A 26,164-nucleotide genomic window follows, 5' to 3' on the forward strand; every position below is an offset into this window, starting at 1 on the left:
CCTCCCCTGCCTAAGGCAGAGGAGGCGAAGGGGCCAGCCTTAAGCGGCGGTCGACAGTTCCCGCAGCGCCGCGTTGGCGATGGTCAGCTTGGCGAAGGTCCAGCCGCCGCCGGCCTGCTCGATGTCGTCGATCGTGCGCTTGACCGTCTTGACGCGATCGCCGCGCAGCGAGCCCCAGGACGTGATGGCGGACTTGGCCGAAGCCTCGTCGTCGCCGGCCTGGGCGTTGGCGGCGAACTTCAGCACCGCCTCCGTGATCGAGGTCTGCTCGGTCAGCATGTCCTCGATCAGGCGGCGGACCGCCAGGCGCTCGAAGGCGTCGCCGCCCACGAACGAGCCGGCCGCGCCGCGCAGACGGTCGAAGCCGAAGGCCGCGCCGACCTGATGGTACAGGCGGGCGACGTTCTCGACGCTCCAGCTGGAGGCGTTGGCCAGATCGACGAGGTCGGCCGCCGTGGTCAGCGGCTGCAGGGCCGCCACGGCCTGGGCCAGGGCTTCGGGCGCACCGTCGGCGACATAGGCCTTCACCCGCTTGGCGACGGTCTTCTGCTCGAACGGCGACAGGATGGCCGGAGCCATGCCGGTCAGGGTCTTCACCGCCGGACCATAGGCCTCGACCAGCTGCTGGACGGTGGCCTTGTCGCGCACCGCGCGGCGGGCCAGCCAGAAGCTGAGGCTGCGCAGCGCATAGGCCAGAGCCTTGTACAGCGCCGTCTGGCCATCGGCCGAGGCCTTGTTGTCCAGCGCGTTGACCTGATCCCACAGCCCGTCGATGCCCAGAATCTCGCGGGCGGCGGTGAAGCCCACGACCACCGCGCCGACATCGGCGCCGGCGGCGGCCTTCAGGCGGCTGACGAAGGTCGGGCCGCACATGTTGACCATCTGGTTGCCGACCACCGTGGCGATGATCTCGCGCTTCAGCCGGTGCTTCTGCATGGCGTCGGCGTACTTATCGAGCGCCTTGGGGAAGTAGCCGCGCAGGGTCGCCTCGAACCAGGGATCGTCCGGGGCCTGGCTGGCGACGATCTCGTCGAAGAGGTCCAGCTTGCCATAGGCCAGCAGCACCGCCAGTTCGGGCCGCGTAAGGCCCCTGTTGGCGCTCTTGCGCTCAAGGAGCGTCGTATTGGTCGGCAGGCCCTCGACCTTGCGGTCCAGGCGGCCGCGCTGCTCGAGATCGACCATGTAGCGGATCTGGGCGTCGACCTCCGAGACCGCGTCGCTTTCCAGCAGGGTCAGGGCCAGGGTCTGGTCGTAATTGTGCTCCAGCACGTGATGGCCGACGTCGTCGGTCATCGAGGCCAGCAGCGTGTTGCGGCTCTCGCGGGTCAGCTCGCCGCCGCGCTCCAGGATCCCGGTCAGGATCTTGATATTGACCTCGTGGTCGGAGCTGTCGACGCCGGCCGAGTTGTCGATGGCGTCGGTGTTCATGTGACCACCGGCTTGAGCGAACTCGATGCGGCCGGCTTGCGTCAGGCCCAGGTTGGCGCCCTCGCCCACGACCTTGACCCGCAGGTCCGAGCCATTGATGCGGATGGCGTCATTGGCCTTGTCGCCGGCGTCGGCGTTGCTCTCGCCCTTGGCCTTCACATAGGTGCCGATGCCGCCGAGATAGAGCAGCTCGGCCTTCGACTTCAGGATCGCGGTCATCAGCTCGGCCGGCGAGACGGCCTCGGCCTTGATCTCGAACAGGTCGCGGACTTCCTTCGACAGCGGGATGCTCTTCAGGCTACGGGCGAAGACGCCGCCGCCGGCCGAGATCTTCGACTTGTCATAGTCCTCCCACGACGAGCGCGGCAGCTTGAACATCCGGTCGCGCTCTTCCCACGACGACGCCGGATTCGGGTTCGGGTCGACGAAGATGTGACGGTGGTCAAAGGCGGCCAGCAGCTTGGTCTGCTTGGACAGCAGCATGCCGTTGCCGAACACGTCGCCCGACATGTCGCCCACGCCGACCGCGGTAAAGGGCTGGGTCTGGATGTCCTTGCCAAGCTCGCGGAAGTGGCGCTTGACCGCTTCCCAGGCGCCACGGGCGGTGATGCCCATGACCTTGTGATCGTAGCCGACCGAACCGCCCGAGGCGAAGGCGTCGCCCAGCCAGAAGCCGTAAGCTTCGGCCACGCCGTTGGCGATGTCGGAGAAGGTCGCCGTGCCCTTGTCGGCGGCGACGACCAGGTACGGATCCTGGGCGTCATGGGCCACGACCGACGGCGGCGGCACCACCTGGTTGTCGGCGTCGATATTGTCGGTCAGGTCCAGCAGGCCCGACAGGAAGGTCTTGTAGGCACGGATCGCCTCGGCCTGGATCGCGTCGCGATCGCCGCCGCGCGGCAGGTTCTTCGGATAGAAGCCCCCCTTCGACCCGACCGGCACGATGACCGCGTTCTTGACCTGTTGGGCCTTCACCAAGCCCAGCACCTCGGTGCGGAAGTCGTCGCGGCGGTCCGACCAGCGCAAGCCGCCCCGGGCGACCGGGCCAAAGCGCAGGTGGACGCCCTCGACGTGCGGGGCCGAGACATAGATCTCGCGATAGGGCTTGGGGGCCGGCAGGTCTTCCAGCTCACGCGAAGCGATCTTGAAGCTGATGTACGGCTTGGGGCCGCCGTCAGCGGCCGGCTGATAGAAGTTGGTGCGCTGGATCGCCCCGACCAGGGCGGCCAGGCGGCGCAACACGCGGTCGGCGTCCAGGCTCTCGACGGCCTGCAGGGCCTCGGTGATCTTGCCCTCGACGGCTTTCGCCTGCTCCTTGCGGATGGCCAGATCGGCGCGGACGGCCGGGTCGAACTTGGTCTGGAAGAGGTCGAGGATCAGGCGGGCGACGCCGGGGTGATCCGACAGCGCCTGCTCCTGCACGCCCTGGCTGGGATCCAGGCCCGACTGCTGGCGGTAGCGGGCCAGCGCTCGGATCAGGGCGGCTTCGCGCCAGCCGATGCCCAGCTCCAGCACCAGGCGGTTGAAGCCGTCGCTCTCGGCGCGGCCCGTCCAGATGGCGACGAAGGCGGCCTCGAAGGCCTGCTTGATGTCGCCGAACACCAGGTGCTCGCCGGCCTCGTCGCGCAGCACGAACTCGTGGACCCAGACGGGTTGATCGCCGACCGAGACCTTGAAGCCGTCCTCGATCAGCGCCTTCAGGCCCATGTGTTCCAGGATCGGCAGCACGTCGGCCAGCGGCGCGGCCGCGCCCGGACGATAGAGCTTGAAGCGCAGGGTCACGGCGTCGTCGCCGGCGCGGCGGAAGGCGCGGACACGGACGGCTTCGCCATCCTTCAGGTCGTCGATGACCTGAATGTCGGCCAGGGCTTCGCCTGCGTCATACTGGTCGCGATAGCCGGGCGGGAAGGCGCCGGCGTAGCGGTTCAGCAACTGGGCGACCCGGCCGGTCGCGCCCTCGCGGATGGCGGCCTCGAAGCGGTCGTCCCAGGTGCGGGCGGTCTCGGCGATGGCGGCCTCGACGGCGGCCATGTCGGGCTCGGCGTGGTCGCCGGGCGTCACGCCCAGGATGTAGTGGACGCGGGCCAGCGGGGCGTCCGAGAAGCTGGGATAGTAGGCCGACACCCGGCCTCGGAACGCCTGGGCCAGGATCTCGCCGGCCCGGGCGCGGACGCCCGAGTCATAGCGGTCGCGCGGCACGAACATCAGCACCGAGATGAAGCGGTCGAACGGGTCGCGGCGGGCGAACAGCTTGACGCGCGGACGGTCATAGAGGTGCAGCACGCCCATGGCCGTGGCCAGCAGCTCGGCCTCGTTGCTCTGGAACAGCTCGTCGCGCGGCCAGGTCTCGAGGATGTTGCGCAGGCGCTTGCCGTTGTGGCTGTCCGGATCCTTGCCGGCGCTGGTCAGCACGTGGGCGACCTTGCGACGGACCAGCGGCACTTCGTGGGCCGGGGTCTCGTAGGCCTCGGCCGTGAACAGACCCACGAAGCGGACCTCGCCCGAGGCCTTGCCGTCGGCGCCGTAACGCCGCACGCCGATATAGTCCATGTAGCCGCGACGGTGGACGCGCGAGCGCAGGTTCGACTTGGCCACCACGATCGGGTCGCCGATATCGATATGGCTGCGGACCTGGGCCGACAGGATGGCCGGCTCGCTGCCCCGGCGCAGCACGGTGCGGTCCTGGTCGCGCAGCACGCCCAGGCTGCCTTCCGGCTGGTACAGCGGCTCCTCGGCCGCGTAGCCGCCGTCGGCGGTGCGAGGATATTCGTAGACGCGGGCGCCCAGGAACACGAAGTGGTCGCTCTCGAGCCAGTCGAGGAAGTCGAGGTCCTCGGACTTCTCCTCGACCGAGACCGGGGTGGTCGCCCCCTTCAGTTCGGCGATCGTGCGGCGCATCAGGGCGCGCATGGCCTCGAAGTCCTGCACGGCCACCTGGACGTCGGACAGCGCCGCGCGGACGCCTTCCAGCAGGGCCGTCTCACGATCCTCGCCGACCGGCGCTAGCCAGATCTGGATCATTGACCGGCGCACGCCGCCGCAATCGGCCACGGGGTGGAACATGGCGCGGACCGAGAAGCCGGCCTCGGTCACCTCGCCCATGATGCTGTCGACCAGGAACGGCCGGTCGGCCTGAACAATCTCGAGCAGGTCGGAGGGGGTTTCGCCGGCCTCGGTGCGGCGCAGGCGGATGGCGGGTTCGGAAACGTCCTTGGCGTCTTCGCCGAAGCGCCAGAAGTCGGCCAGGGCGCCGGCCACGTCGGCGACGTCCAGACCGGGCAGCTCCTCGGCCGACCAATCGTCCTGGGCCTGGGTGGCGAAGCCGCGCGCGGCGGGCGACAGGGCCTCAGCCGACACGCCCAGGGCCTGGGCGAAAGCGGTCACCAGCGGACCGATCGGAGCCTCAGCGGACTTGAGGTCGTTTTTTTCACCGATCATAGGATTTCCTCACGAATTTTTGGTCGGAACCTAGCCCTTTTGGGCGTCACTTCAACCGCTAGAGGGCAAATTGGAAAGAATTCGTGTTCCGCGCCAAGCTCGGTTGGAAACGGAAACGCCGCCGGCTGGGGGAAGCCGGCGGCGCGAGCCCGCACGGGGTGTTGCGGGCGTTATCCGCTTCAGTCCGGGCGGCCTTGCCTGCCGGGACCTGCGGGGTGTCCGGGTGGGGGGAGCCGGACAAGGCATAGATAGGGACCAGCGGACCCATGTTAAGGGGCGCGCTCATTTCTTTCGCGCGGCCTGGCGAGTCGGCTTGCGCGCCGGCGAGGAATCCGGGGCCGGGCCGTGGCCGCCCTTGCCCACGCCCTGCGGGTCGCCGTCCTCGGACAGCAGGATGGCGATCCAGCGCGAGCCCTCGAACTGGGCCAGGATGACCATGGCCGCCACGGTCAGCGGCGTGGACAGGAACATGCCCGGCACGCCCCACAGCGCGCCCCAGACCGCCAGCGACAACAGGATCACCGTCGGGTCCATGTTCAGGCTGTCGCCCTGCATGCGCGGATAGATGACGTTGCCGACCACGAAGAAGATCGCCTGCAGCGCCGCGAACAGGATGATCGCCGGCCACAGGCTGTCGGGGAACTGCACCAGGGCGAACAGCGGCGGCAGGAAGCAGCCGACCGCCCCGCCGATGATCGGCAGATAGGCGGCCAGGAAGATCAGGAACGCCCAGAAGAAGGCGTTGTCCAAGCGGACCAGCATCATCACCACCCAGGCGGCGACCGCGATCATCAGGCCGGTGACCGTCTGGATCCACAGGTACTGCTCCACCCCGTCGCGGATGCGCTGAAACATGCTCATGTTCTGGTCGCGCTCGGCATGGTGCGGGAACAGTGCGACGATCTTTCGGCCGAAGCCCTTTCGCGAGGCCAGGATGAAGCCGAGATAGATCAGCACCAGCACCGCGCTGGTGGCGAAGCTGTTGAACGACTGGGCCACGTCGCCGAAGTAGCGCTGCGGGTTCAGCTGCTTGACCACGTCGCCGATGGTCGGGGCGACCTTCAGCTCCAGTCCCGGCGCCCAGCGCGACACGATGGGCGCGAACTTGGCGATGATGGCGTTGAGGCTGGCGACATATTCCGAGGAGTGGTCGAAGAACGCCTTGCCGTTGTCGACCACGATCCAGATCGACACCCCGAACAGCAGCAGCGACAGCACCACCGCCGTCGGCAGGGCCAGCTTCTTCGGATAGCTGGGCGCGCGCAGGGTCAGCACCCGGGCGAAGCTGTCGATCATCACCGCCAGGAACAGGGCCAGGGCCAGCGGGGTCAGGATGTCCTGCATCCACTTCAGCGTCGCTCCGCCGGCGATGACGGCCAGGAAGACCACCGCGTTGCGCGTCGTGACCGGCGGCGGAGCGCGGGGCGGGTCGATGGCCGTCATTTGTAAAATATCTCCAGAGGCGAGCCCGACATTGCCTGCGCCGATTGGCGACGCGCAAGGCCCCGGCTAGGGTTCGGGATAATAGTTCTGAGGAGTCGGGCCCATGTCCCTGTCGATCGGCGAAAACGAGATCCTGGTAGGCCTGGGCGAAGGGCCGGTGACGCAGAGGCTCGATCGCTCCAACAGGCACGGCGTCGTGGCCGGCGCGACGGGCACCGGCAAGACCGTGACACTGCAGGTCCTGGCCCAAGCCTTCTCGGACGCCGGCGTGCCGGTGTTCGCCGCCGACGTGAAGGGCGACCTCTCGGGCGTGGCCATGCCCGGAACCCCGAACGAGAAAATGCAGGCTCGCGCCGACTCGATGGGCCTGATGCTGACCCCGGCCGCGCCGCCGGTGATGTTCTGGGACCTGTTCGGCCAGAAGGGCCACCCGATCCGCACGACCATCTCCGAGATGGGCCCCCTGCTGCTGTCGCGCCTGCTAGAGCTGAACGACGTGCAGGAAGGCGTGCTGACCATCGTCTTCCACGTCGCCGACCAGGACGGCCTGCTGCTGCTGGACCTGAAGGACCTGCAGGCGGCCCTGAAATATGTCGCCGACCACGCCGACGAGATCGGGACCCAGTACGGCAACGTCTCGGCCGCCACGGTCGGCGCGATCCAGCGCAAGCTGCTGACGCTCCAGACCCAGGGCGCCGACCACTTCTTCGGTGAGCCGGCCCTGGATCTGGCCGACATCATGCGCACCGACGCGGCGGGTCGCGGCTATGTCAGCCTGCTGGCCGCCGACCGCCTGATCCAGTCGCCCAAGCTCTATTCGACCTTCCTGCTTTGGCTGCTGTCGGAGCTGTTCGAGGTGCTGCCCGAGGTCGGCGATCCGGAGCAGCCCAAGCTGGTGTTCTTCTTCGACGAGGCCCACCTGCTGTTCAACGATGCGCCCAAGCCGCTGCTGGAGAAGATCGAACAGGTCGTGCGCCTGATCCGCTCCAAGGGCGTGGGCATCTATTTCGTCACCCAGAACCCGGCCGACATTCCCGACGCGGTGCTGGGCCAGTTGGGGGCCCGCGTGCAGCACGCCCTGCGCGCCTACACCCCCGCCGACCAGAAGGGCCTGAAGGCCGCCGCGCAGTCGTTCCGGGTCAATCCCAGCTTCGACACCGCCGAGACCATCCAGGCCCTGGGCGTCGGCGAGGCCCTGGTCTCGACCCTCGACGAGAAGGGCGCGCCCAAGGTCGTGCAGAAGACCCTGATCCGCCCGCCGGCCTCGCGCCTGGGCCCGCTGACGCCCGCCGAGCGCACGTCGCTGCAAGGCCAGAGCCCGGTGGCGGGCGTCTATGACACCACGGTCGATCGCGACTCCGCCTATGAGATCCTGCAAGGCCGCGCCAAGAAGGCCCAGGCCGACGCCGACGAAGCCCGCGAGCAGGCCGAGGACGACAAGCGCGAGGCCGCCGAGGCCAAGGTCCGCGAACGCGAGGAAGCCGCCGCCGCGCGCGCCAGCCGTCCGCGCGCCTCCAGCCGCCAGACCATGACCGAGGCCTTCGCCACCACCCTGGTCCGCACCGTGGCCTCGACGGCCGGGCGCGAACTGATGCGAGGCCTGCTGGGCGGGCTGCTCGGCGGCTCTACGACTCGCCGGCGGCGCTAGTCCGGCGTTTGCGAGGTTTCTTCTTTGGAGGAACCTCGCGGCCGGCCAGCAGGGCCGAGGCGATCTCGGCCAGCTGGTCGATCTGGAACGGCTTGCGCAGCACCGGCCAGGGCAGATCGGCCGGCGCCGTGTCCATGCGGTCGCCGGCATAGCCGGTGGTCAGCAGCACGGCCATGTCCGGCCGATGGACCGAGGCCGACCGCGCCAGGTCCACGCCGCTGACGCCGCCGGGCATGATCACGTCGGACATCAGCAAGTCGAAGGCCACGCCCTCCTCCAGCGCTTCCAGGGCCGAGGCCCCGTTCTCGGCGGTGGTCACCTCGCAACCCAGGTCGCGCAGCAGGCCGTCGGCGATGTCGCGCACGGCCGCGTCGTCCTCGACCAGCAGCACCCGCACGCCCTTCAGCCGATCCCGCGCCAGCGGCTGGACCGGCGCGGCGGCCGGCGTCGCGGCCTCGTCCGTGGCCGGCAGATAGAGGGTCACGGTGGTGCCACGCCCCAGGGTGCTGTCGATCGCCACCCCGCCGCCGCACTGGCGCAGGAAGCCATAGACCTGGGCCAGACCCAGGCCCGTGCCCTTGCCGACCTCCTTGGTCGTGAAGAAGGGCTCGAACACCCGAGCCAGCACCTCGGACGGCATCCCCGTCCCGGTGTCGCTGACCGCCACCCGTACATAGTCGCCCGGCGCGGTGTCTGCGACCTCGCCCTTGGCCAGGCTGGCCAATGCGACGGCGATGCTGATCTCGCCGCCAAAGGCCGTGGCGTCGGCGGCATTGACCACCAGGTTCAACAGCGCCGCCTCGAACTGCGCGGCGTCGACCCGCGAACTGCACGTCACCTCATCGCGGCGAAGCTTCAGGGCCACCCCCTCGCCCACGGCGCGCCGCAGCAGCGGCTCGGTCTGGGCCAGCAGGGCGGCGATATCGACCACCTCCAGCTTCAGCTCCTGGTTCCGCGAGAAGGCGAGCAGCTGCCGGGTCAGCCGCTCGCCGCGCTGGCCGGCCGCCAGGGCCGCCTCGGCCAGGCGGGTGACGCGCGGCGTGTCGCCTGGCCGGCGCAGGATCATGTCCAGGCCGCCGACGATCACCGTCAGCAGGTTGTTGAAGTCATGCGCCACTCCGCCCGTCAGCCGGCCGACCGTCTCCAGCCGCTGGGCCTGGGCCAGAGCCGCCTGGGCGCGGGCGGTCTCGGCCATGCTGGCCTCCAGGGCGGAGGTGCGTTCGGCGACCCGATCCTCAAGGTCCTTGCGGGCCTCGACCGTCTCGGTGAAGTCGAAACAGCTGCCGATATAGCCGCGATAGACGCCCGCCTCGTCGAAGCGCGGCGCGCCGACGCTGTTGATCCAGCGCCAGGCCCCGTCGGCGCGGCGCAGGCGGAAGGCGACATTGAAGGGCTCAAGGCTTCGCGCGGCGAAATTGGCCGTGTCGAGGCCGCCCCTGCGATCCTCGGGATGCACGCCGGTCAGCCAGCCGCCTTCCAGCTCCTGCTCCAGGCTCCGCCCTCGGAAATCCAGCCAGGCCCGGTTGAACCAGTCGGTGTCGCCTTGCGCCGAGGTCGCCCAGATCAGCACCGGCGCGGTATTGGCCACGCCGCGGAACAGCTCCTCGCTGCTGCGCAGAGCCGCCGCCGCCCGGCGCTCCTGGGTCACGTCCCGGAACGTCACAGCCAGGTCCTGACCCAGACGCACGCCGCTGGAGCGGATCCAGTGCTCCTCGCCGTCGATCGTCCGCCGCACGTCGATGTCGTCGGGACCGCCGCTTTCCAGCAGGCGGACCATGCGGGCGACCATCTCGCGGCCGGTCTCGTCGGCGAACACGTCCAGGACCCGCCGGCCCAGCAGGGTCGAGATCCCCTTGGGCCCCATGCTCTCGGCCATCGGATTGGCGTAGGTCCAGCGGAAGTCGACCACCCGGCCGCGCTCGCGCACCGGCTCCAGGATGACGAAGGCGTCCAGCGACACCTCCTGCGCCGACCGGAAGCGCGCCTCGGCCGCCAGGCCCGTACGCACGGCCCGGCGCAAGGCCTCGACCAGCACGACGATCGTCCCGCCGCAGAGCAGGAACATGATCAGCTGAGCAGCTTCCCGGGCGTGCAAGATCCAGCCGCCATCGGGGGCCATCCAGAACCGCCAGGCGGTCAGGGCGCATAGGGCCAAGGCCAGAAGACCCGGCCCCAGACCGCCGATCATCGCCGCGACCATGACCGCGACGAAGAAGGTGGGGAAATAGATCGGGATGCCGGACACGAAGACGGCGGCGAAGCGGGCGGCGATCGCCACGCCCACCGCCAGCAGCGCGAAGCCGTAGCGCAGTTCGCGCCGGTCGGCGGCGGTCACGAACTTGATGGCCGTCCGTCCCAGCACGCGCGATACAAGTCCTCAGCCGCGAAATCCGCCGGACAAGGAATACGAGGTTCCGGACGCCGCGCAATGCATTCGGCGTCCGGTTGATCGACTTAGGCCGAACGCTTGCTCTTGTCGGCGGGCGCGGCCTCGACGGTCAAGGGCGACGGCAGAGCGCCGGCGATGGTCCAGGCCGTCAGGGTGTCGATCGGGGCCGGTCGGCCGATGGCGTAGCCTTGCAGCTCGGTGCAGTTCTCGCCACGCAGGAAGATGATCTGCTCCTCGGTCTCGACACCCTCGGCCACCACGGGGATCTCCAGGCTGCGGCCCAGGCCCAGCACGGCGCGCACGATGACGGTGGCGCGGTCGTGGCGGTGGATGTTCTCGACGAAGCTCTTGTCGATCTTGATCTTGTCGAACGGGAACGACTGCAGGGTCGACAGCGACGAGAAGCCGGTGCCGAAGTCGTCCATGGCGATCCGCACGCCCAGGGCCTTCAGGCGGCGCAGGTTGTCCAGCGCGCGCTGATAGTCCTTGAACAGGGCGCTCTCGGTGATCTCCAGCTCCAGGCGCGAGGGCGACAGGCCGGTGGTGATCAGCACCTCGTGCACCAGGCTCGGCAGGGCCGGGTTGTGCAGCTGGATCGGCGAGAGATTGACCGCGATGCGCAGCGGCTTCTCCCAGGAGGCGGCGTCCTGGCAGGCGCGGCGCAGGACCCAGTCGCCCAGCGGACCGATCAGGCCGTTTTCCTCGGCGACGGGAATGAATTCCAGCGGCGGGATCATGCCACGCGTCGGGTGCTGCCAGCGGACCAGGGCCTCGAAGCCGCAGACCTCGCCGTCGGTGGCGCGGGCCAGCGGCTGGTAGTGGACCACCAGCTCCTCGTCGATGATGCCTTGGCGAAGGTCGCGGGCCAGGTTGCGGCGCTCGCGGATGCTGTCGTCCATCTCGCGCTTGAAGAAGCGATAGACGCCCCGGCCGCTTTCCTTGGCGCGGTACAGCGCCATGTCGGCGTTGGCCATCAGCGACTCGGTCGTACGCCCGTCGTCGGGGAACAGGCTGACACCCAGGCTGGAGCCCAGGGCCAGTTCCTGACCGTCATAGACCACCGGCGCCGAGAGCAGCTCGATCAGACGGCCCGACAACTCGGCGGCGGCGGTCGGCTGATCGCCGCCGGCGACCTGGACGATGATGAATTCGTCGCCGCCCAGACGCGCGGCGAAGGACGGCGCCTGGACCGCCGACTGCAGGCGGCGGGCGGTCTCGACCAGGATGGCGTCGCCGGCCAGGTGGCCGTGCTGATCGTTGGCTTCCTTGAAGTGATCCAGGTCGATGCAGATCACCGACAGGCTCTCGCCCGAGGCCTCGACGCGGTCCAGCGCCGCGCCCAGCCGGGCTTGCAGCGAGTTGCGGTTGGGCAGGCCGGTCAGGCCGTCGTGCTCGGCGAGGTAGCGGATCTTCTCCTCGGCCGCGCGACGTTCGCGCAGGTCGCGGACGGCCAGGACGGTCAGGCCCGAGGTCTCGATGCGCGCGCCGTCGTCCATCAGGCGCGAGAACACCTCGACCGGGATTTCGCGGCCGCCGGCGATCGGCTGGATCTTGCCTTCGCGGCGCACGCCCTCGCGGGTCGGGCCGGCTTCGTCGAAGGTCAGGATCGACCCGACCAGCGAGCAGCCGACGAGGTCGGGCAGCTCGGCCCCGACCAGCTCGCAGAAGGCGGCGTTGGCGTCGTTGATCTTGCCCGACTGGACCACGACCAGGCCTTCATAGGCGGCGTTGGCCAGGCGGCGGATGCGCTCGAGGGCCGAGCGCGAGGTCTGGGATTCGATGGCGACGGCGCCGAGACCGCCCAGGATGATCATGGCCGTGATCGAGCCGACGGCCAGGGTCAGGATGCCGCCTGACAGCAGTTGGTCGGGAACTTGGACCGAGGCGTCGGGGATGATGGTGATGGCCGACATGCCGGTGAAGTGCAGGGCGACGATGCCCAGGCACAGCAGGCCGCCGCCGATCAGCTGGTTCTTGACGGTCCGGGCCTGGCCGGCCAGCACCAGGGCTGCGGTCGCGCCGCCGACGCCCAGGATCGCCGACATGCCGACCGTGGCGTGCTCCCAGACCAGGTGGCCCTGGGTCACGAAGGCCGACATGCCCGTATAGTGCATGGCCGCGACGCCCAGGCCGATCAGGACGCCGCCGGCGAAGTCGTTGGTGGTCGAACGCTGGGCCGAGGCCACGGCGAAGCCGCTGGCCATGAACAGCACCGCGATCATCAGCGACAGCAAGGTGCCGGTCGGGCTGTAGCCGGTCTTCAGACCGGGCGTAAAGGCGACCATGGCGATGAAGTGGGTGGCCCAGACGCTGGAGCCGGCGACCAGGCCGGTCAGCAGCAGCCAGGCGGCGCGCACGACGCCTCGGGCGCCTCGCATCCGCGAATAAAGTCGGAAGGTCGTGAAGCAGCCGGCGATGCAGACAAGACCGGCGACAAGCACCAGGCGCAAGTCATGTTGCGTCGTCAGGCAGGTCAGAAACTTGAGCACGCACGTCCCCCGGGGGCCTTATCCAGCGATAAGGTACTCCCGGAGTTGCAAATAAACGGTTTCGAACAGATTTGCCGTCTGGAGCGCGTTGTCGCGGAGGATTGATCTTGCGACGCCGCCCTTCGGCGATCAGCTGAACGACTTGCGCCCAGGCTTCGAATTTTTGGTCTCGATGTCCATGCGCCAGACTTCGATGCCGGCTCCGGTGACCGCGGTCTGAAGCGCTTCCACCTTGGAGCCTTCCAGGCGCACCGCGCTCAGCACGCCGGTCGCGTAGGCGCCCGTGTCGACGCCGATGCGGCGATGGTCGGCGTGGATTTCCTCGGTCGGCGTATGGCCGTGGACCACGATGCGGTCGAAGCGGCGAGGATCTTCAAGGAAGGTCTGGCGCATCCACATCAGGTCGTGCGCCGACTGTTCGTCCAGGCTGATCCCGGGCCGGGCTCCGGCGTGGGCGAAGAAGTAGTCGCCGAAGGTCAGCGACATCTCGAGGCCGCGCAGGAAGGCGCGCTGCCGTTCGCTCAGGGCCGCCGCCAGGGCGCTGGACGCCGCCGCCCAGCCATCGGTGTCGCCCCGATCGACCGGCGGATTGACGCCGTAGGAGCGCATGGCTTCCCGGCCGCCGTAGTCGCACCAGGTCGGGCCGATCGACGGATCGTTCAGGAAGGCTTCCATGCGGTCTTCATGGTTGCCGCGCAGGAAGCGGATCTCGACGAGGTTCTGGTCGGCCAGTTGGCACAGCAGGTCGATCACGCCGCGCGAGTCCGGGCCACGATCCACGTAATCGCCCAGGAAGATCAGGACCTTTCGGCGGGCGGCGCTTTGCGAGAAATCCCCAAGCACCGCGCTGACCAGGGGGCGCAGCAGGTCGGCGCGGCCGTGGATGTCGCCGACGGCCCAGATAAGCGTTTCCGGCGGCGTACTGGCATTCTGCCCTTTTCCCTGAGCAGGCCGACGTTTGAATAGATTGCCGATCATTCTCCACCCATCCGCCACCGCTTGCGCTTTGGCAAGCGGCATCGCATCGATCGAGACGGTCAAATGGTCGCCCCGCGCCTTGGGCGCACCCAGGGCGAGGCGACCGACCAGAGTCTATCAGAAGTAACGTTCGCCGATGCGGATGGTGTCGCCCGGCGCGACCTGGGTCGTCGTGGTCAGCGGAAAGGCCTGCTCGACATTGCTGTTCGACCGCTTGATGTAGACCATCTTCTTGTTGGCCCGGTAGGTGAAGCCCTCGGCCGTGGCGACCGCGTTCAGGACCGACAGATTGTTCGTGAAGGGATATTCACCCGGCTTGTTTACCTCGCCCAGGATGTAGAACGGGCGATAGCTCAGCACCTCGGCGCTGACCTTCGGCTCCTTGATGTAGCCCTGGCGCAGGGCCGTGGCGACTTCTTCCTGGAACTGAGCGATCGTCATGCCCTGGGCCTGGATCTCGCCCAGCAGCGGCAGGGAGATCTTGCCGTTCGAACCCACCAGGAATTCACCGGTCAGGGCCTGTTCGCCGAAGACGTTGACCCGAACCTTGTCGGCGACGCCCAGCGTGTATTCCGGGATTTCGCGCGAGGAAGCTTGGGCGACCGCGGGGTTCTGGCCTTGCAGCGCCGCGCCTTGCGCAACGCCCGCCGTCACGGCGAACATCATCGTAAGCCCAAGCGCGATTGCGCGAAGCCAATACCGCATATCGAAAGTTCCTCTAGCGCGTTCAGCGTATGGTGTTGACCGCTTAACCCGAATTCAAGACAAGAACACGGGCTAAAGGCCGGATTAAGGATCACCCCTTTAGCACGGCTTCAAGAAAATTTGTCTAAGGCGGAATTTAGGCGAGCGACATAAGCAACGCCCGACGCGCAATCTCCCTTGGGAAGATGCGAAGACCACTTTTGGGGCAGGCGATGGCGCGCACGAGGCGAAATCATTGGAAATTGTTCTCGGTGGGCGCGGTGGCGATCACCACCGCGGCGATCTCCCTCTACTTCTGCATCAGCCTGTTCTCGCCTTCAGCGCCCCTTCCCTCGGCGCTGGCGCCTGTGGATGAGGCGCGCGCCAAGCATGCGCTGAGCGATGTTGGCGATCGGGACGTCGCCGCGCGGACCACGGAATCGTCCTTGCGCCGCGCGCCGCTATCCGCCGAGGCCTGGACCCGGATGGCCTACCTGAGACAACCAGAAGGTGATTTGCCCAGTAAAGCCGCACTGAACGACCTGTCCATGTCCTATGTCGCGGCCCCGCTCGGCCCCGATATCAGCCGTTGGCGTATTCGCTATATTTTCGAGAACTGGCCTTCGCTCAACCCTTCACTTCGCCTCAAAGCATTGGCTGAGTTGAGAAATTTCGCACACTTCCACCGCGGAAGCGGCGCCTTGAGCACTTCGATTGACAACCCTTCCGGGCGCATGGCCGCAAACTTGGCCATTAGGCAGGGCTACGCCGATGCTGAAAATGAAGCACAGGCCAAAGTCCGTGAAGATCGTCACAATCGCGGTCAATAAAAAAGGTGTCAGTTTCTTGGTCTGATTGCGGCGAAACTACTTCTAGCGGCGACCTGAATATGGTATCGCTTTCAGGTGTGGGGTAGCTATGCTGTGTGGCACAGTTTTTGCTGCTGGGATCGCTTGCGGGCCAATTTAGGCCAGCGACGAGGGTACTATGAAAAAAAATATTCAGACCAACCTGGTCGCAAAGAGCCTGGCGACGGCCATTGCCTTGACCTTCGCCGTCGGCCCGCTTTCGGCGTTCGCTCAGAACCCGCCCAGCGTGGACGCGGCGGCGGTGGCCAGCCTTTCCATGGCGCTCGCTCAAGGCGCCGTCACGGCTGAAAGCGGTGCGCGCAGCAAGGGTCAAAACTCGCTGGAGACCCAGTCTGCCATCGAGTCCGCGCTCGAACAGTCCATCGCCACCAGCGGCGTGGATCCCGCCACGGCGCTCGCGTCCCTGGAGCAGACCCAGGTCAACATGCGCGCCGCCGGAACGTTGACGCCCCCGATCGCCGCCGCTATCGCCGCGGTCTCCGCGAAAATCCGCGCCGCTCTGCGCAACGGCCCGTCGGCCGTCGGCGCGCGCTCGGGTCCGCCCGCGCTTGGCGCGCCGTCCAGCTCGAGCGGCGGCGGCGGCTCCGACTACCGCGCGGGCTGATCAAGACCGCCGGGGTCGGCGGAAAGAACAATAGAATAAAATAAGTGTGGGATATCTGAAACGTGATGAAGCTGTACGACACGTACGCCTCCTTGGCGCGCTCGACGAAAACGACGGTCTCGGCTGGTAGCCCGGTTCTCGCCGCCGCTCTCGTTCTCGCCTTCGGCATGCAGGTTGGCGCGGCTTCGGCCCAGTCGGTCCGCTCCGCCCAGGACCAGACCCGAGACATGTTCGCGCGCGATCGCGCCGTCTCGGTGCTGCAGCGTCCGCGTCCGGAATACGAGGCCATCGGCGTGCCGTTTGGCCCGTTCATGGCCTTCCCCAAGCTCCAGGTCGAAGCCGAGCACAACGACAATGTGTTCGCCGTCCAGAACGGCGCGGTCAGCGACCAGTCGTTCCGGGTCAAACCCGAACTCAACCTGACCTCGGACTGGAACCGCCACTATCTGCGGGCCTATCTGCGCGACACCCTGTCCCGCAACGACAAGTACAAGACCGAGAACACCAACGACTGGGGTCTCGGAACCAGCGGTCGTATCGACGTAACCCGCCAGGTCAACATCACCGCGGGCGCGGACTACGCGGACTCGACGGAGCCGCGGACCGCGTCGAACACCGCGCTGTCCTCGCGCGACCCGATCACCTTCACCTACTCGCAGGCCTATCTGGCCGGCAGCCGCACGGTCGGCCGCACGCGCCTGAGCACGCGCTTCGACTACAACAACTTCAACTACAGGGATGGCCGCACCCTGACGGGCCTGGTCGTCGAGCAGGACGATCGCGACCACGACACCTCGACCCTGACCGGCCGCGCCGACTACGCGGTCAGCCCGGCCACCGCCGTGTTCGCTCAGATCGCCGGCAACAAGCGCAACTACGACACCGTTCCGGGCGTGGTCGCTCCGCCGCGCGACTCCGACGGCTATGAAGCCCTGCTCGGCGTCAACTTCGAGCTGGGCGCCGTGGTGCGCGGCGAATTCGCGGCGGGCTATGTCCGCCAGTCGTTCGACAACGCGGCCTACAAGACCATCAAGGGCTTCGGCTCGCGCACCCAGGTGGAATGGTTCCCGACCGAACTGACCACCGTCAGCGGCTCGTTCGCACGGACGGTCCAGGACGCCGGCGTGCCCGGCGCAGGCGGCTACCTGTCTTCGGCCTTCGGCCTGGGCGTGGATCACGAGCTGCTTCGCAACCTGATCCTGACCGCGCGTGTCGATTACTCGCACGACAAGTACAACGGCATCGACCGCACGGACAATCGAACCAACACGCTGCTGCGGGCGTCCTATCTGATGAACCGCCGCGTCGGCGTCAGCGTCACCTATAGCCGCCTCAACCAGGACTCGAAGGGTTCGCCCCTGGCCACGGGTCCCAGCTATGACGTCAATCGCGTCTACGTGTCGCTGACGACCCAGTTCTAGCGCGTGCATCTCGAGACTGCCGTAGCGCCTCAATCGCGACGACGGCGGCGGCGCAGCTCACGTTCGCAGGGCCGTACGCGGCCGGTGAAACAGGGGCAGCGCCTGCTGCCCCCCATCACGCTGACGATCCTGTTCGTCGCCCACCTCAGCCTGGGCGCGAACCAATTGGCCTGGGGCCAGGCGCTCACCGCGATCCTGGCCCTCGTCCTGGCGCTGTCGCTGCTGTCGCCCCGCGTCCGCAGCGACCTCACGCACCTGAAGCACATCGGCCCGCCCCTGCTCCTGCTGGGCGCCGTGCTCGGCGTCGCCCTGCTGTCGCAGACCGATCTGATCCCCAGCGCCGGCCGGAAGATCTGGCTGGAGATCGGCTTCCCTCCCGCGGCGACCATCAATCGTTCGGCGACCTGGATCGAGATGGTCAAGCTGTGCGGCCTGGGCTGCATCTTCGCCCTGGGCGCCGTCGAGAGCGTCACCCGGACCCGGGGACGGGCGTTCGTCGAACTGATCGTGGGCGTGGGGGCGGGCTATGCGCTCGTGGCCCTGGCGATGTTCTTCGCCGGCTGGCAATCGCGCATCGACGATCGCCTGACCGGCGGCTTCCTCAGCGCCAACAGCGGCGCGACCCTTTTCGGCGTGCTGGCGGTCCTCTGCGTAGGCGTCTTGCTCCGCAGCTGGAGCCGATTCCGTTCGAACCCCACGCGCAAGGCGTCCACGCGCCTCTTCCTGTCCTGCGCCGCCCTCGTGCTGTTCATCGCCTGCCTGGCGCTGACCGCCTCGCGCATGGGCGCGGCGTCGACCCTGGTGGCGGTGGTGACGCTGCTGGCCTGGGAAACCGTCTCTCGCAAATCGCGCCTGGCCTCGATGATCGCCGCCGGCCTGGTCACGGTGATGATCGCAGCGCTGTTCGTGGTCGGCCTGGGCGACGCCCTCCTGTCCCGCATGGACGCGCTGAACACCGACGCCGTGAACCGCGCCGTGATCTTCGCCGCCCACTGGCAGGCCTTCCTGAAGTCGCCGCTGATGGGCTACGGGCTGGGCTCGTTCACCGACGTCAACAACTACGTGATGACCCCGGACAACTACGGGGCCCTCTGGTCGATCCGAGCCGCCCACAACGTCTTCATCCAGTGGTTCGAAGAAGCTGGCCTGCTCGGCGCGCTGCCGATGTTCGCCCTGATCGCCTTCGTGATCTGGACGGGCATGACACGCCTTCGCACGCTGCGGTCGTCGCAGACCATCGTCCGCGGCCTCGTCGCCAGCAACATGGTCATCCTGCTGCACGGAACGACGGACTACGCCTTGCAGGTTCCATCGCTCGCGGCGTTCTGGGCCCTGCTTCTCGGATTGCAGCTAGGCTTTGGCCAAAGACAGCGACAATGACGCGCCGGCTGCAGCATCCTCAAAGTGGGTGGAGACAGGCAACGATATTCTACTCAGGATTGTGAGAACATCTCTCGAATGCGAGCCATTTCAACGGTCAATGAACGAGTGTCACACCGAAGACGCACATAAAGACGCATCGACGTTTTTGATGGCTTATTTAACCCGTTAATGCTCATAAAATATAATGATCAATGTTGGTAGAACTTTGGTGACATGGGACAAGTAGCTTGAGCGATAGGGTCCTAACGCCTCAATCAAACAGGGCTCAGGTGTTAAGGGGCGGTCGTGATAGCGATATCGAGCGGATCAGGTACGACGCCATTGAATTCGTCCAGCCACGGCGACGTGCATGACCACTGACAGCAGAGGCTTCAGGACATTGCTTGTCGGCGGCATTCCGACCACGCGACTGACCCGAGCAGAACTGGCCGAACTGATGTCGGCCGATGCACGTCAGGCGCGCGCTGGCGTGCTGCGCCAGCCCCATGTTGTCGTTTCGTCGAACGGCGCGGTGATCGCTGCCTTCCACCACGACGCCAAGTTCCGTGAGCTGATGCTCGCCTCCGACATCATCGACGCCGACGGCATGCCGCTGGTGATCGCCACGCGCCTGCTGTGCGAGGAGCCGCTGAAGGAGCGGGTGGCCACCACCGACTTCATCAACGACGCCGCCGACATCGCCGTGCGCGACGGGTTGAAGTTCTACTTCCTCGGCGCCAAACCCGGCGTAGCCGAGAAGGCCGCCGCCCATTTCCGTGAGCGACACCCCGGACTTCAGATCGTCGGCGTACGCCATGGCTTCTTCTCGCGCGAGGACGAGGCCGCGATCTGCGAGGAAGTGGTGTCCCTGGGCGTCGATGTTCTCTGGGTCGGACTGGGAAGCCCGCTGCAGGAAGACTTCGCCCAACGCAACCGCGAGCGCCTGGAAGGCCTGGCCTGGATCCGGACCTGCGGCGGCATGTTCGATCACTATTCCGGACGGTTCAAGCGCGCCCCGAAATGGATGCAGGCCGCCGGGCTGGAATGGCTCCACCGGACGTTCAACGAGCCGCTGCGCCTGGGCATGCGCTATATGAAGACCAACCTGCCGGCCTTCTACTATCTCGCCACCAAGACCACCGACGTCGCGCCGCGCGCCCTGGACGTCAAAGCCCACAACTAGGCCCGGCCGGCTCGAGGACTTCGTCTTGAACATCATCGCCCCCCGCGCCCAGCCGAGCCACCCGGCCGAGGATCGGAAGAGGATCGTCTTCCTCGTCACCCATTCGGCGGCCGGCGGCGCCCAGGAACTCTGGGGCAATCTCGCCGAAAGCTTTGCCGAGCAGGGCCACGAGGTGGTCCTGGCCGCGCTGTATCCCCATGCGGAATCGCGGCGGGAGACGTCGGCGCTGACGCCCTGGCGGCACATCATCGAACATCGCCCGACCCTGCCGCATCGGCAGGCGGCGCTGCTTTGGAACCTGGTCGGCTTCTTCCGGCGTTTCAGGCCTCATGTCGTCTTCACCGCCTTGCCCGCCGCCAACGTGCTGGCTCCGGTCGCCGCGCGACTGGCGGGTGGGGATATCCGCGTGGTGACGTCGCATCACTCCCCGTCCGACACCTATCACCCCGTGCTTGACCGCATCGACGGCCTGACCGGCGGCCTGCGGGAAGTCGCCGCCACCATCAGCGTGTCGGACACCGTATCGCGCACCCACGACGGCAAGTCGGCGACCTACCGGGCCAAGCGCAGGACCATCAAGAACGCCCTGCCCAAGGCGATCGAGGCGCACATCGCGACCCTGGCGGCGATGCGGGACCGTAGCCGGGCGCGCGGACGGGTGGTCGTGGCCACCGGCCGCCTGGCGCACCAGAAGAACTACCCCGTGCTGATCCGCGCCGCGGCCCTCGCGCCGGACGTCGAGTTCCGCATCATCGGCGCAGGGCCTGACGAGGCCGCGCTGAAGGCCCTGGCCGAGAGCCTGGGCGTCACCGACCGCGTCCAGTTCCTGGGCCTTCATCCCCGCCTTCAGGCCCTGTCTCTGCTGTCGGAAGGCGACGTTTTCCTCCAGCCCAGCCTGTTCGAGGGCCACAGCCTGGCGCTGGTCGAAGCCGCCAAGCTGGGCCTGCCCATCGTGGTTTCCGACGCCCCCGTCCAGATCGAAGGCGTGTCCCTGCCCGATGGGACCGCCTGCGGGACGATCGTCGGAACGCATGATCATGAGGCGTTGGCGCGAGAAATCCTGCGTCTTCTCGACGATCCCGAGCATTATGCCCACCAGGCTGGACTTTCGTCCCGGCTCGCCGCTGGCGCCACCTATGAGGCCATGGTATCGGCCTATCGCAATCTCGTGGATCAGGCGTGATCGTAGTCACGCTGCAGCGTCTGGCGGAGTCGTGCTGACACCTCAGCTCACCCTTCCGCGGGTGTCAGGACCCGCCCGCGGGCTTCCTGGCCTGTCCGCGATACTTTGCGCCGTATTCCTGTTCCTGCTGCTCATGGTCGTCATCGTCGGCCTCACCCCCCTGGCCGCGCACAAGGCCGTGTCCGCGACCGGCGAGGGCAATGTCCTGCGCCAGGGCATCTATATCGTCCTCTTCGGATTCATCCTGGCCGCCGCGAACTTCTTCTCCGACCTGGGGATTCTGTTCAGGGTGCCGCTGGCGATCATGCTGCTGGTGACGTGGTGCTGGATCAGCCTGTTCTGGGCCATCGAGCCGTCCGTGGCCTCCCGACGACTTCTGCTGACCTGCATCATCATCTGGACCGTCTTCATCGCGGTGGAGAAGATCGGGTACGAGCGCACCTTGGTCACCGTCCAGGCCGCCCTGGTCCTGACCTTGATCGCCAACTACCTGGCGGTGATCATCTCGCCCGGCACGGCCATCCACCAGGTGGCCGACGTCGTCGACCTCAACCTGATCGGCAACTGGCGCGGCGTCCTGCCCCAGAAGAACTTCGCTGGCGCGGTCTGCGCCTTCACGATTCTCGTCTTCCTGTTCGCGTCCAGCAATCTGATGCTGGTGCTGCGCCTGGCGGTCATCGCCGCCGCCAGCTACTTTCTTTACCGATCCAGCTCGAAGACCTCGATGGGACTGGTCGTCGCCGCCGTGGTCTTCGGCGCCCTCTATCTGAAGTACAATCCGAAATTCCGGGCGCTGATCATTCCGATCCTGCTGATCATCATCGGGACAACCGTCGCCTTTGGCCAACGCTTCTGGCCCGACATTGTCGCGCACTTCGGTCGTGATTCGCTCACCGGCCGCGGCCTGATCTGGAGCGTGCTGGGTCTCTACATCCAGGATCACTGGGTTCTGGGGTCGGGCTACGGTTCGTTCTGGAACATCGGCCCCGACAGTCCAGTCTATTTCTACACCCATAGCTGGGTGACGCAGCTCGGCAACGGCCACAATGGCTACCTGGACCTGCTGGTTCAGATCGGCGCGCCAGGACTGGCCTTGGCCGTGCTCAGCCTTATCCTGATCCCATTGGCCAAGCTGCTGATCAGCCGTACGATTCCGCGCCAGCATGGCGCGTTCTTGATCGCCATGCTGATCTTCTGCGTGGGCCACAACGGAACCGAGAGCTCGATGATGGACCGAGACATGATCGTGCAGGTGTTCCTGATGCTGACGCTCGCGCTGATCAACCTGGCCACGCGGCCGCCGCCCAGCCCTGTGTTCGAGCGCTACTGGGCCTGGATCAGACCCAGGCCGCGCGCCGAGCTCGCCTTAGAAGAACCTACCCACGGAGGTCAGCAGTGACAGCAGTCACAGTCGAGAGCGGCGGCGAGCAGCGACGCAAGAGCGTCCGCCGCCCCTATCTGATCCCGTCCACGATCGCGCTGTTCATGGTGCTGATCCTGATGATCGTCGGCCCGATCATCACCGACGACGGCCCCAACACCGGCAATGGCAACCTGTTCCGGCAGATCAGCTACGCCATCGTCTTCGCCTTCACCCTGTGGAGCGTGCGCGTCGTCAAACAGCCTGGCAAGCTGCTGGCCGTACCGATCAGCCTGGCCATCGCGATAGGCTGGTGTTGGCTGAGCCTGACCTGGGCCATCGAGCCCTCCATCTCGCTGCGCCGCCTGCTGCTGACCACCCTGATCATCTGGACGATCTTCCTGGCCGTCGAGGACTGTGGCTACGATCGGACGATCAAGACCTGCATCATTTTCCTCGCGGTGCTGCTGGTGGCCAACTTCATCGCCATCGCCGTGTGGCCGAAGGCCGTCCACTTGCCCGGCGAGTCCCACGACGTGAAGCTGGTCGGCGACTGGCGAGGCTTGCTGCCGCAGAAGAACTTCACCGGCGCCGTCTGCGCCGTGACCGTCATCATGTTGATGTTCGGCGCGCAGACCATGAAGTCCTGGCTTCGTTGGGGCCTGACTCTCGCCACGATCTACTACCTCTTCAAGACCCAGTCGAAGACCTCGATAGGCATGATGCTCTTGGCCCTCGGAGCCGGCGCGGCCTACTGGCGTCTCAACCCTCGCATCCGGGCGGCGTTCATCCCAATAGTGACCATCGCCGGCATCACCGCGATGATGATGGTGATGAAGGCCTGGGACGAAACCTTGGGCCCGTTCGCACTCCGCGACGGCCTGACCGGCCGCGTTCAGATCTGGCCGTCGATGATCAACTACGCCGCGGATCACCCGATCACCGGAGCGGGCTACGGTTCGTTCTGGAACATCGGCCCCGATAGCCCGGTCTACCAGTACGGCCGCAACTGGGTGGCCGAGCTCAGCAACGGCCACAACGGCTATCTGGACCTGCTGGTGGGGGTCGGTCTGCCCGGTCTGATCCTGGTGGTCGCCGCGACCATGATCATTCCAGTCTTCAAGCTGCTGGCCAGCTCCTCGCTCGCCCGTGATCGCGGCGCGCTGCTGATTGCGCTGCTCGTATTCTGCGCGGGCCACAACATGACCGAGACGAGCCTGTTCGAGCGCGACACGATCATTCAGGTCTTCCTGATGCTCGCGGTGGCCATGACCGCCGTGGTCACCCGGCGCTCCGGCGGCGGGACGAAGGCCACGACCAAGGTCTCCAAACGCCGCAAAGCCTCGGCGGCTCATGCCTGACGCGACAGTTTCGAAAGCGGACGCCGCCCCGCGTGGCGGCGTCTTTTCGCGCCCCGGTTTCTTCTGGAAGACACTGCGCTACGGCCTGGCGGCCGTCGGCCCGATCGGGGTCGCCGGCTCGCAGTTCGTACTGTCGGTGCAGTTGCTGCATCTGCTGAGCGTCAACGACTTCGGCATCTTCTCCTTCCTGCTGGTCGCCTCCCAGTTCAGCACTGGCGTCTGGAGCGCCCTGCTCTGCGCGCCCATGCCCATCCTCCTGGCCTCCGGCGATGCAGCCGCTCAAGCCGCCATGCGGCGCAGCCTGATGAGCGCCAACCTCGTCTTCTGCCTTCTCGCCTTTGGAGCCTTCGCCGGTCTCGCCCTGGCCCTGAAGGCGCCCCTGAACATCGCGCTGATGTTCGGCGGTTACGGCGCGGCCCTGCTGATGCGCTGGTTCGCCCGCGCCTACGCCTACGCGATCGGCAAGCCCTGGCGGACGATGATCTCGGACATCGTCTACAGCCTGGTGCTGCTGGCCCTGGTCGGCTTCATGATGATGGCCCACGCCCGGTCGCTGCTGCTGCCCTATGCGGGCCTGCTGGTCAGCGCCTTGCTGGGCCTGGCGCCCTTCGGCCTGACCTTCGTCCGCCAGCAGTTCCTCGAGGTCTCGGCCCGCGCCCTGTCCGGCTACGCCGACATCTGGCGCGAGCACTCCGGCTGGTCGCTGATCGGGGTGCTGACCACCGAAGCCACGGCCAACGCCCACGCCTATATCGTCACGCTGATCAGCGGCGCCACGGCCTTCGCGCCCCTGGCCGCCAGCGCCTTGCTGATGCGCCCCATCGGCGTGGCCTCCAACGCCCTGACCGAACTGGAGCGTCCGCAGATGGCCCGTCAGCTGGGCGCTGGGCGACTGGGCGACGCCCTGAAGGCCGCGCGATTCTTCCGGATCATGCTGATCGCCGCCTGGACCGCCACCACCCTGGGCGCGGTCGCCCTCTCGATCTGGGCGCCCGGCGCGCTGTTTCCCAAAGCCTATGACCGTCACTATCTGATGATCGGCACCGCCCTCTGGCTGGCCGTGGCGGGCGTGCGCCTGCTGCGCGCGCCCGAGAGCGTGCTGCTGCAGGCCGGCGGGCAGTTCCGTCCGCTGGCCCACGCCAGCATGATCTCCTGCGGCGTCTCGATTGTCGGCGTGGCGCTGCTGCTCGTCCTGGGCGGCCCGCTCTACTCGCTGGTCGGCGTCTTTCTGGGCGAGGTGATCTTCTCCATCTGGATCTGGCGGCAGAAGCGCCGCTGGCAGGCGACGCTGCAACACAAGGCGGAGGCCGCATGAAACTGACCATCGGCATCAAGGCGCTGAACGAGGAAAAGCACATCGGCGCCGCGCTGGAAAGCGCCCTGGCCGCCGCGCGCCCGTTCGGCGGCGAGGTGATCCTGGCCGACAGCGGCTCCACCGACCGGACGCTCGAGATCGCCTCGGCCCTGCCCGTCCGCATCGTGCAGCTGGCCAACACCGCCGAGCGCTGCTGCGGCGCCGGCGCCCAGCTGGCCTTCCAGCATGCGCGCGGCGAGTATTTCTACCTGCTCGACGGCGACATGGTGCTGGACCCGGACTTCATCAGCGCCGGGATCGCCCACCTGGAGGCCCATCCGGACATCGCCGCCGTCGGTGGGATCGTCAACGAGATGAACACCGAGGGCCACGACTTCCAGATTCGCGCCAACACCGTCCGCACCAACCGCAACTGGCTGCCGGGCGTCGTCGATCGGCTGGACTGCGGCGGCCTCTATCGCGCCGACGCGATCCGCCAGGTCGACTATTTCGCCGACCGCAACCTGCATGCCTTCGAGGAGTTCGACCTGGGCGCGCGGCTACAGAGCCGGGGCTGGAAGCTGGCCCGGATCGACAAGCCGGCGGTCGATCACTACGGCCACCAGATGGACGGCTACAAGCTGCTGTGGCGGCGGATGAAGTCCGGCTATTCGGGCGCTTCGGGCGAGGTGCTGCGCGGCGCGGTTGGCCAACGACATCTCCCGATCGTGCTCAAGCGCCTGGGCCACGTGCGCAACGGCGTGGCGATCATGGTCTGGTGGACCTGCCTGCTGGCCAGCCTGGCCGCGCCCGTTCCGGTCGCCGCGCGCCTCGCGACCTTCCTCGTCCTGCTCCTGGCGCCGCTGGCCCTGCTGGTCATCCGGCGCGGATCGTTCAATCTGGGTCTCTATTCGCTGGTGGCCTGGAACGTCAGTGCGCTCAGTCTGGTGACCGGCTTCTTCCGCCGCCGCATGCCGCCGACCACCGCCCTGTCGTCCGTCACCCTCGCCGAACCGCGCTAGCCTCCCTA

The 26,164-nt window shown here is 67.2% G+C and carries 17 protein-coding genes; 11 read left to right on the top strand and 6 right to left on the bottom strand.

The annotated features are described in order from the left end of the window. Positions 1-39 precede the first annotated feature (39 nt). Together AC07YH_RS13315 and AC07YH_RS13320 are read right to left on the bottom strand one after the other, a co-directional pair. Entirely contained in the window at positions 40-4,866 is a 4,827-nt protein-coding gene (locus tag AC07YH_RS13315; protein ID WP_494747465.1) for an NAD-glutamate dehydrogenase, read from the bottom strand. A gap of 282 nt (positions 4,867-5,148) precedes the next feature. After that, positions 5,149-6,309: an AI-2E family transporter gene (locus AC07YH_RS13320; protein ID WP_494747466.1), complete on the bottom strand. Its 1,161-nt coding sequence runs from the start codon at positions 6,307-6,309 to the stop codon at positions 5,149-5,151. A gap of 103 nt (positions 6,310-6,412) precedes the next feature. Between AC07YH_RS13320 and AC07YH_RS13325 the strand changes: the two genes are divergently transcribed. Next, the gene (locus tag AC07YH_RS13325) at positions 6,413-7,957 is read left to right on the top strand and encodes a helicase HerA-like domain-containing protein (protein ID WP_494747467.1); all 1,545 of its coding nucleotides are present in this window, start codon (positions 6,413-6,415) and stop codon (positions 7,955-7,957) included. On the opposite strand, the gene AC07YH_RS13330 is transcribed toward AC07YH_RS13325, so the two are convergent. The 4 genes from AC07YH_RS13330 to AC07YH_RS13345 all read right to left on the bottom strand — a co-directional run bounded on the left by AC07YH_RS13330 (position 7,935) and on the right by AC07YH_RS13345 (position 14,479). Further along, positions 7,935-10,319, bottom strand: a complete 2,385-nt coding sequence (locus tag AC07YH_RS13330; protein WP_494747468.1) for a hybrid sensor histidine kinase/response regulator — start codon at positions 10,317-10,319, stop codon at positions 7,935-7,937. The genes AC07YH_RS13325 and AC07YH_RS13330 overlap by 23 nt on opposite strands. 92 nt (positions 10,320-10,411) lie before the next feature. Then, entirely contained in the window at positions 10,412-12,835 is a 2,424-nt protein-coding gene (locus tag AC07YH_RS13335) for a bifunctional diguanylate cyclase/phosphodiesterase (protein ID WP_494747469.1), read from the bottom strand. A 129-nt stretch (positions 12,836-12,964) separates the two neighbouring features. Continuing rightward, the gene (locus tag AC07YH_RS13340) at positions 12,965-13,876 is read right to left on the bottom strand and encodes a metallophosphoesterase family protein (RefSeq protein ID WP_494747470.1); all 912 of its coding nucleotides are present in this window, start codon (positions 13,874-13,876) and stop codon (positions 12,965-12,967) included. A gap of 54 nt (positions 13,877-13,930) precedes the next feature. Further along, positions 13,931-14,479: a polysaccharide biosynthesis/export family protein gene (locus tag AC07YH_RS13345; RefSeq protein ID WP_494747471.1), complete on the bottom strand. Its 549-nt coding sequence runs from the start codon at positions 14,477-14,479 to the stop codon at positions 13,931-13,933. Positions 14,480-14,730: 251 nt separating this feature from the next. Between AC07YH_RS13345 and AC07YH_RS13350 the strand changes: the two genes are divergently transcribed. From AC07YH_RS13350 to AC07YH_RS13395, 10 genes are all read left to right on the top strand, one after another. After that, positions 14,731-15,327, top strand: coding sequence for a hypothetical protein (locus tag AC07YH_RS13350; RefSeq protein ID WP_494747472.1), 597 nt, complete (start codon positions 14,731-14,733; stop codon positions 15,325-15,327). A gap of 214 nt (positions 15,328-15,541) precedes the next feature. Continuing rightward, complete coding sequence (locus AC07YH_RS13355; RefSeq protein ID WP_494747473.1) at positions 15,542-15,970, top strand: hypothetical protein; 429 nt, start codon at positions 15,542-15,544, stop codon at positions 15,968-15,970. 65 nt (positions 15,971-16,035) lie between these two features. Continuing rightward, positions 16,036-17,391 (top strand): outer membrane beta-barrel protein, encoded by a 1,356-nt coding sequence (locus tag AC07YH_RS13360; protein WP_494747545.1) that lies wholly within the window; start codon positions 16,036-16,038, stop codon positions 17,389-17,391. An 84-nt stretch (positions 17,392-17,475) separates the two neighbouring features. Next, a complete protein-coding gene (locus tag AC07YH_RS13365) occupies positions 17,476-18,771 on the top strand; it encodes an O-antigen ligase family protein (protein ID WP_494747474.1) in 1,296 nt (431 codons plus the stop codon). 352 nt (positions 18,772-19,123) lie between these two features. After that, positions 19,124-19,936, top strand: coding sequence for a WecB/TagA/CpsF family glycosyltransferase (locus tag AC07YH_RS13370; RefSeq protein WP_494747475.1), 813 nt, complete (start codon positions 19,124-19,126; stop codon positions 19,934-19,936). A gap of 25 nt (positions 19,937-19,961) precedes the next feature. After that, the gene (locus AC07YH_RS13375) at positions 19,962-21,119 is read left to right on the top strand and encodes a glycosyltransferase (RefSeq protein ID WP_494747476.1); all 1,158 of its coding nucleotides are present in this window, start codon (positions 19,962-19,964) and stop codon (positions 21,117-21,119) included. A 133-nt stretch (positions 21,120-21,252) separates the two neighbouring features. Then, the gene (locus tag AC07YH_RS13380; protein ID WP_494747477.1) at positions 21,253-22,518 is read left to right on the top strand and encodes an O-antigen ligase family protein; all 1,266 of its coding nucleotides are present in this window, start codon (positions 21,253-21,255) and stop codon (positions 22,516-22,518) included. Next, positions 22,515-23,840 (top strand): O-antigen ligase family protein, encoded by a 1,326-nt coding sequence (locus AC07YH_RS13385; protein WP_494747478.1) that lies wholly within the window; start codon positions 22,515-22,517, stop codon positions 23,838-23,840. Before AC07YH_RS13380 ends, AC07YH_RS13385 begins: the two co-directional genes overlap by 4 nt. After that, positions 23,833-25,155: a polysaccharide biosynthesis protein gene (locus AC07YH_RS13390; protein WP_494747479.1), complete on the top strand. Its 1,323-nt coding sequence runs from the start codon at positions 23,833-23,835 to the stop codon at positions 25,153-25,155. Before AC07YH_RS13385 ends, AC07YH_RS13390 begins: the two co-directional genes overlap by 8 nt. Then, positions 25,152-26,156 (top strand): glycosyltransferase family 2 protein, encoded by a 1,005-nt coding sequence (locus AC07YH_RS13395; RefSeq protein ID WP_494747480.1) that lies wholly within the window; start codon positions 25,152-25,154, stop codon positions 26,154-26,156. Before AC07YH_RS13390 ends, AC07YH_RS13395 begins: the two co-directional genes overlap by 4 nt. The last annotated feature ends 8 nt before the right edge of the window (positions 26,157-26,164 follow it).

It is taken from the genome of Caulobacter sp. GW456-12-1-14-TSB4 (genome assembly GCF_059424195.1).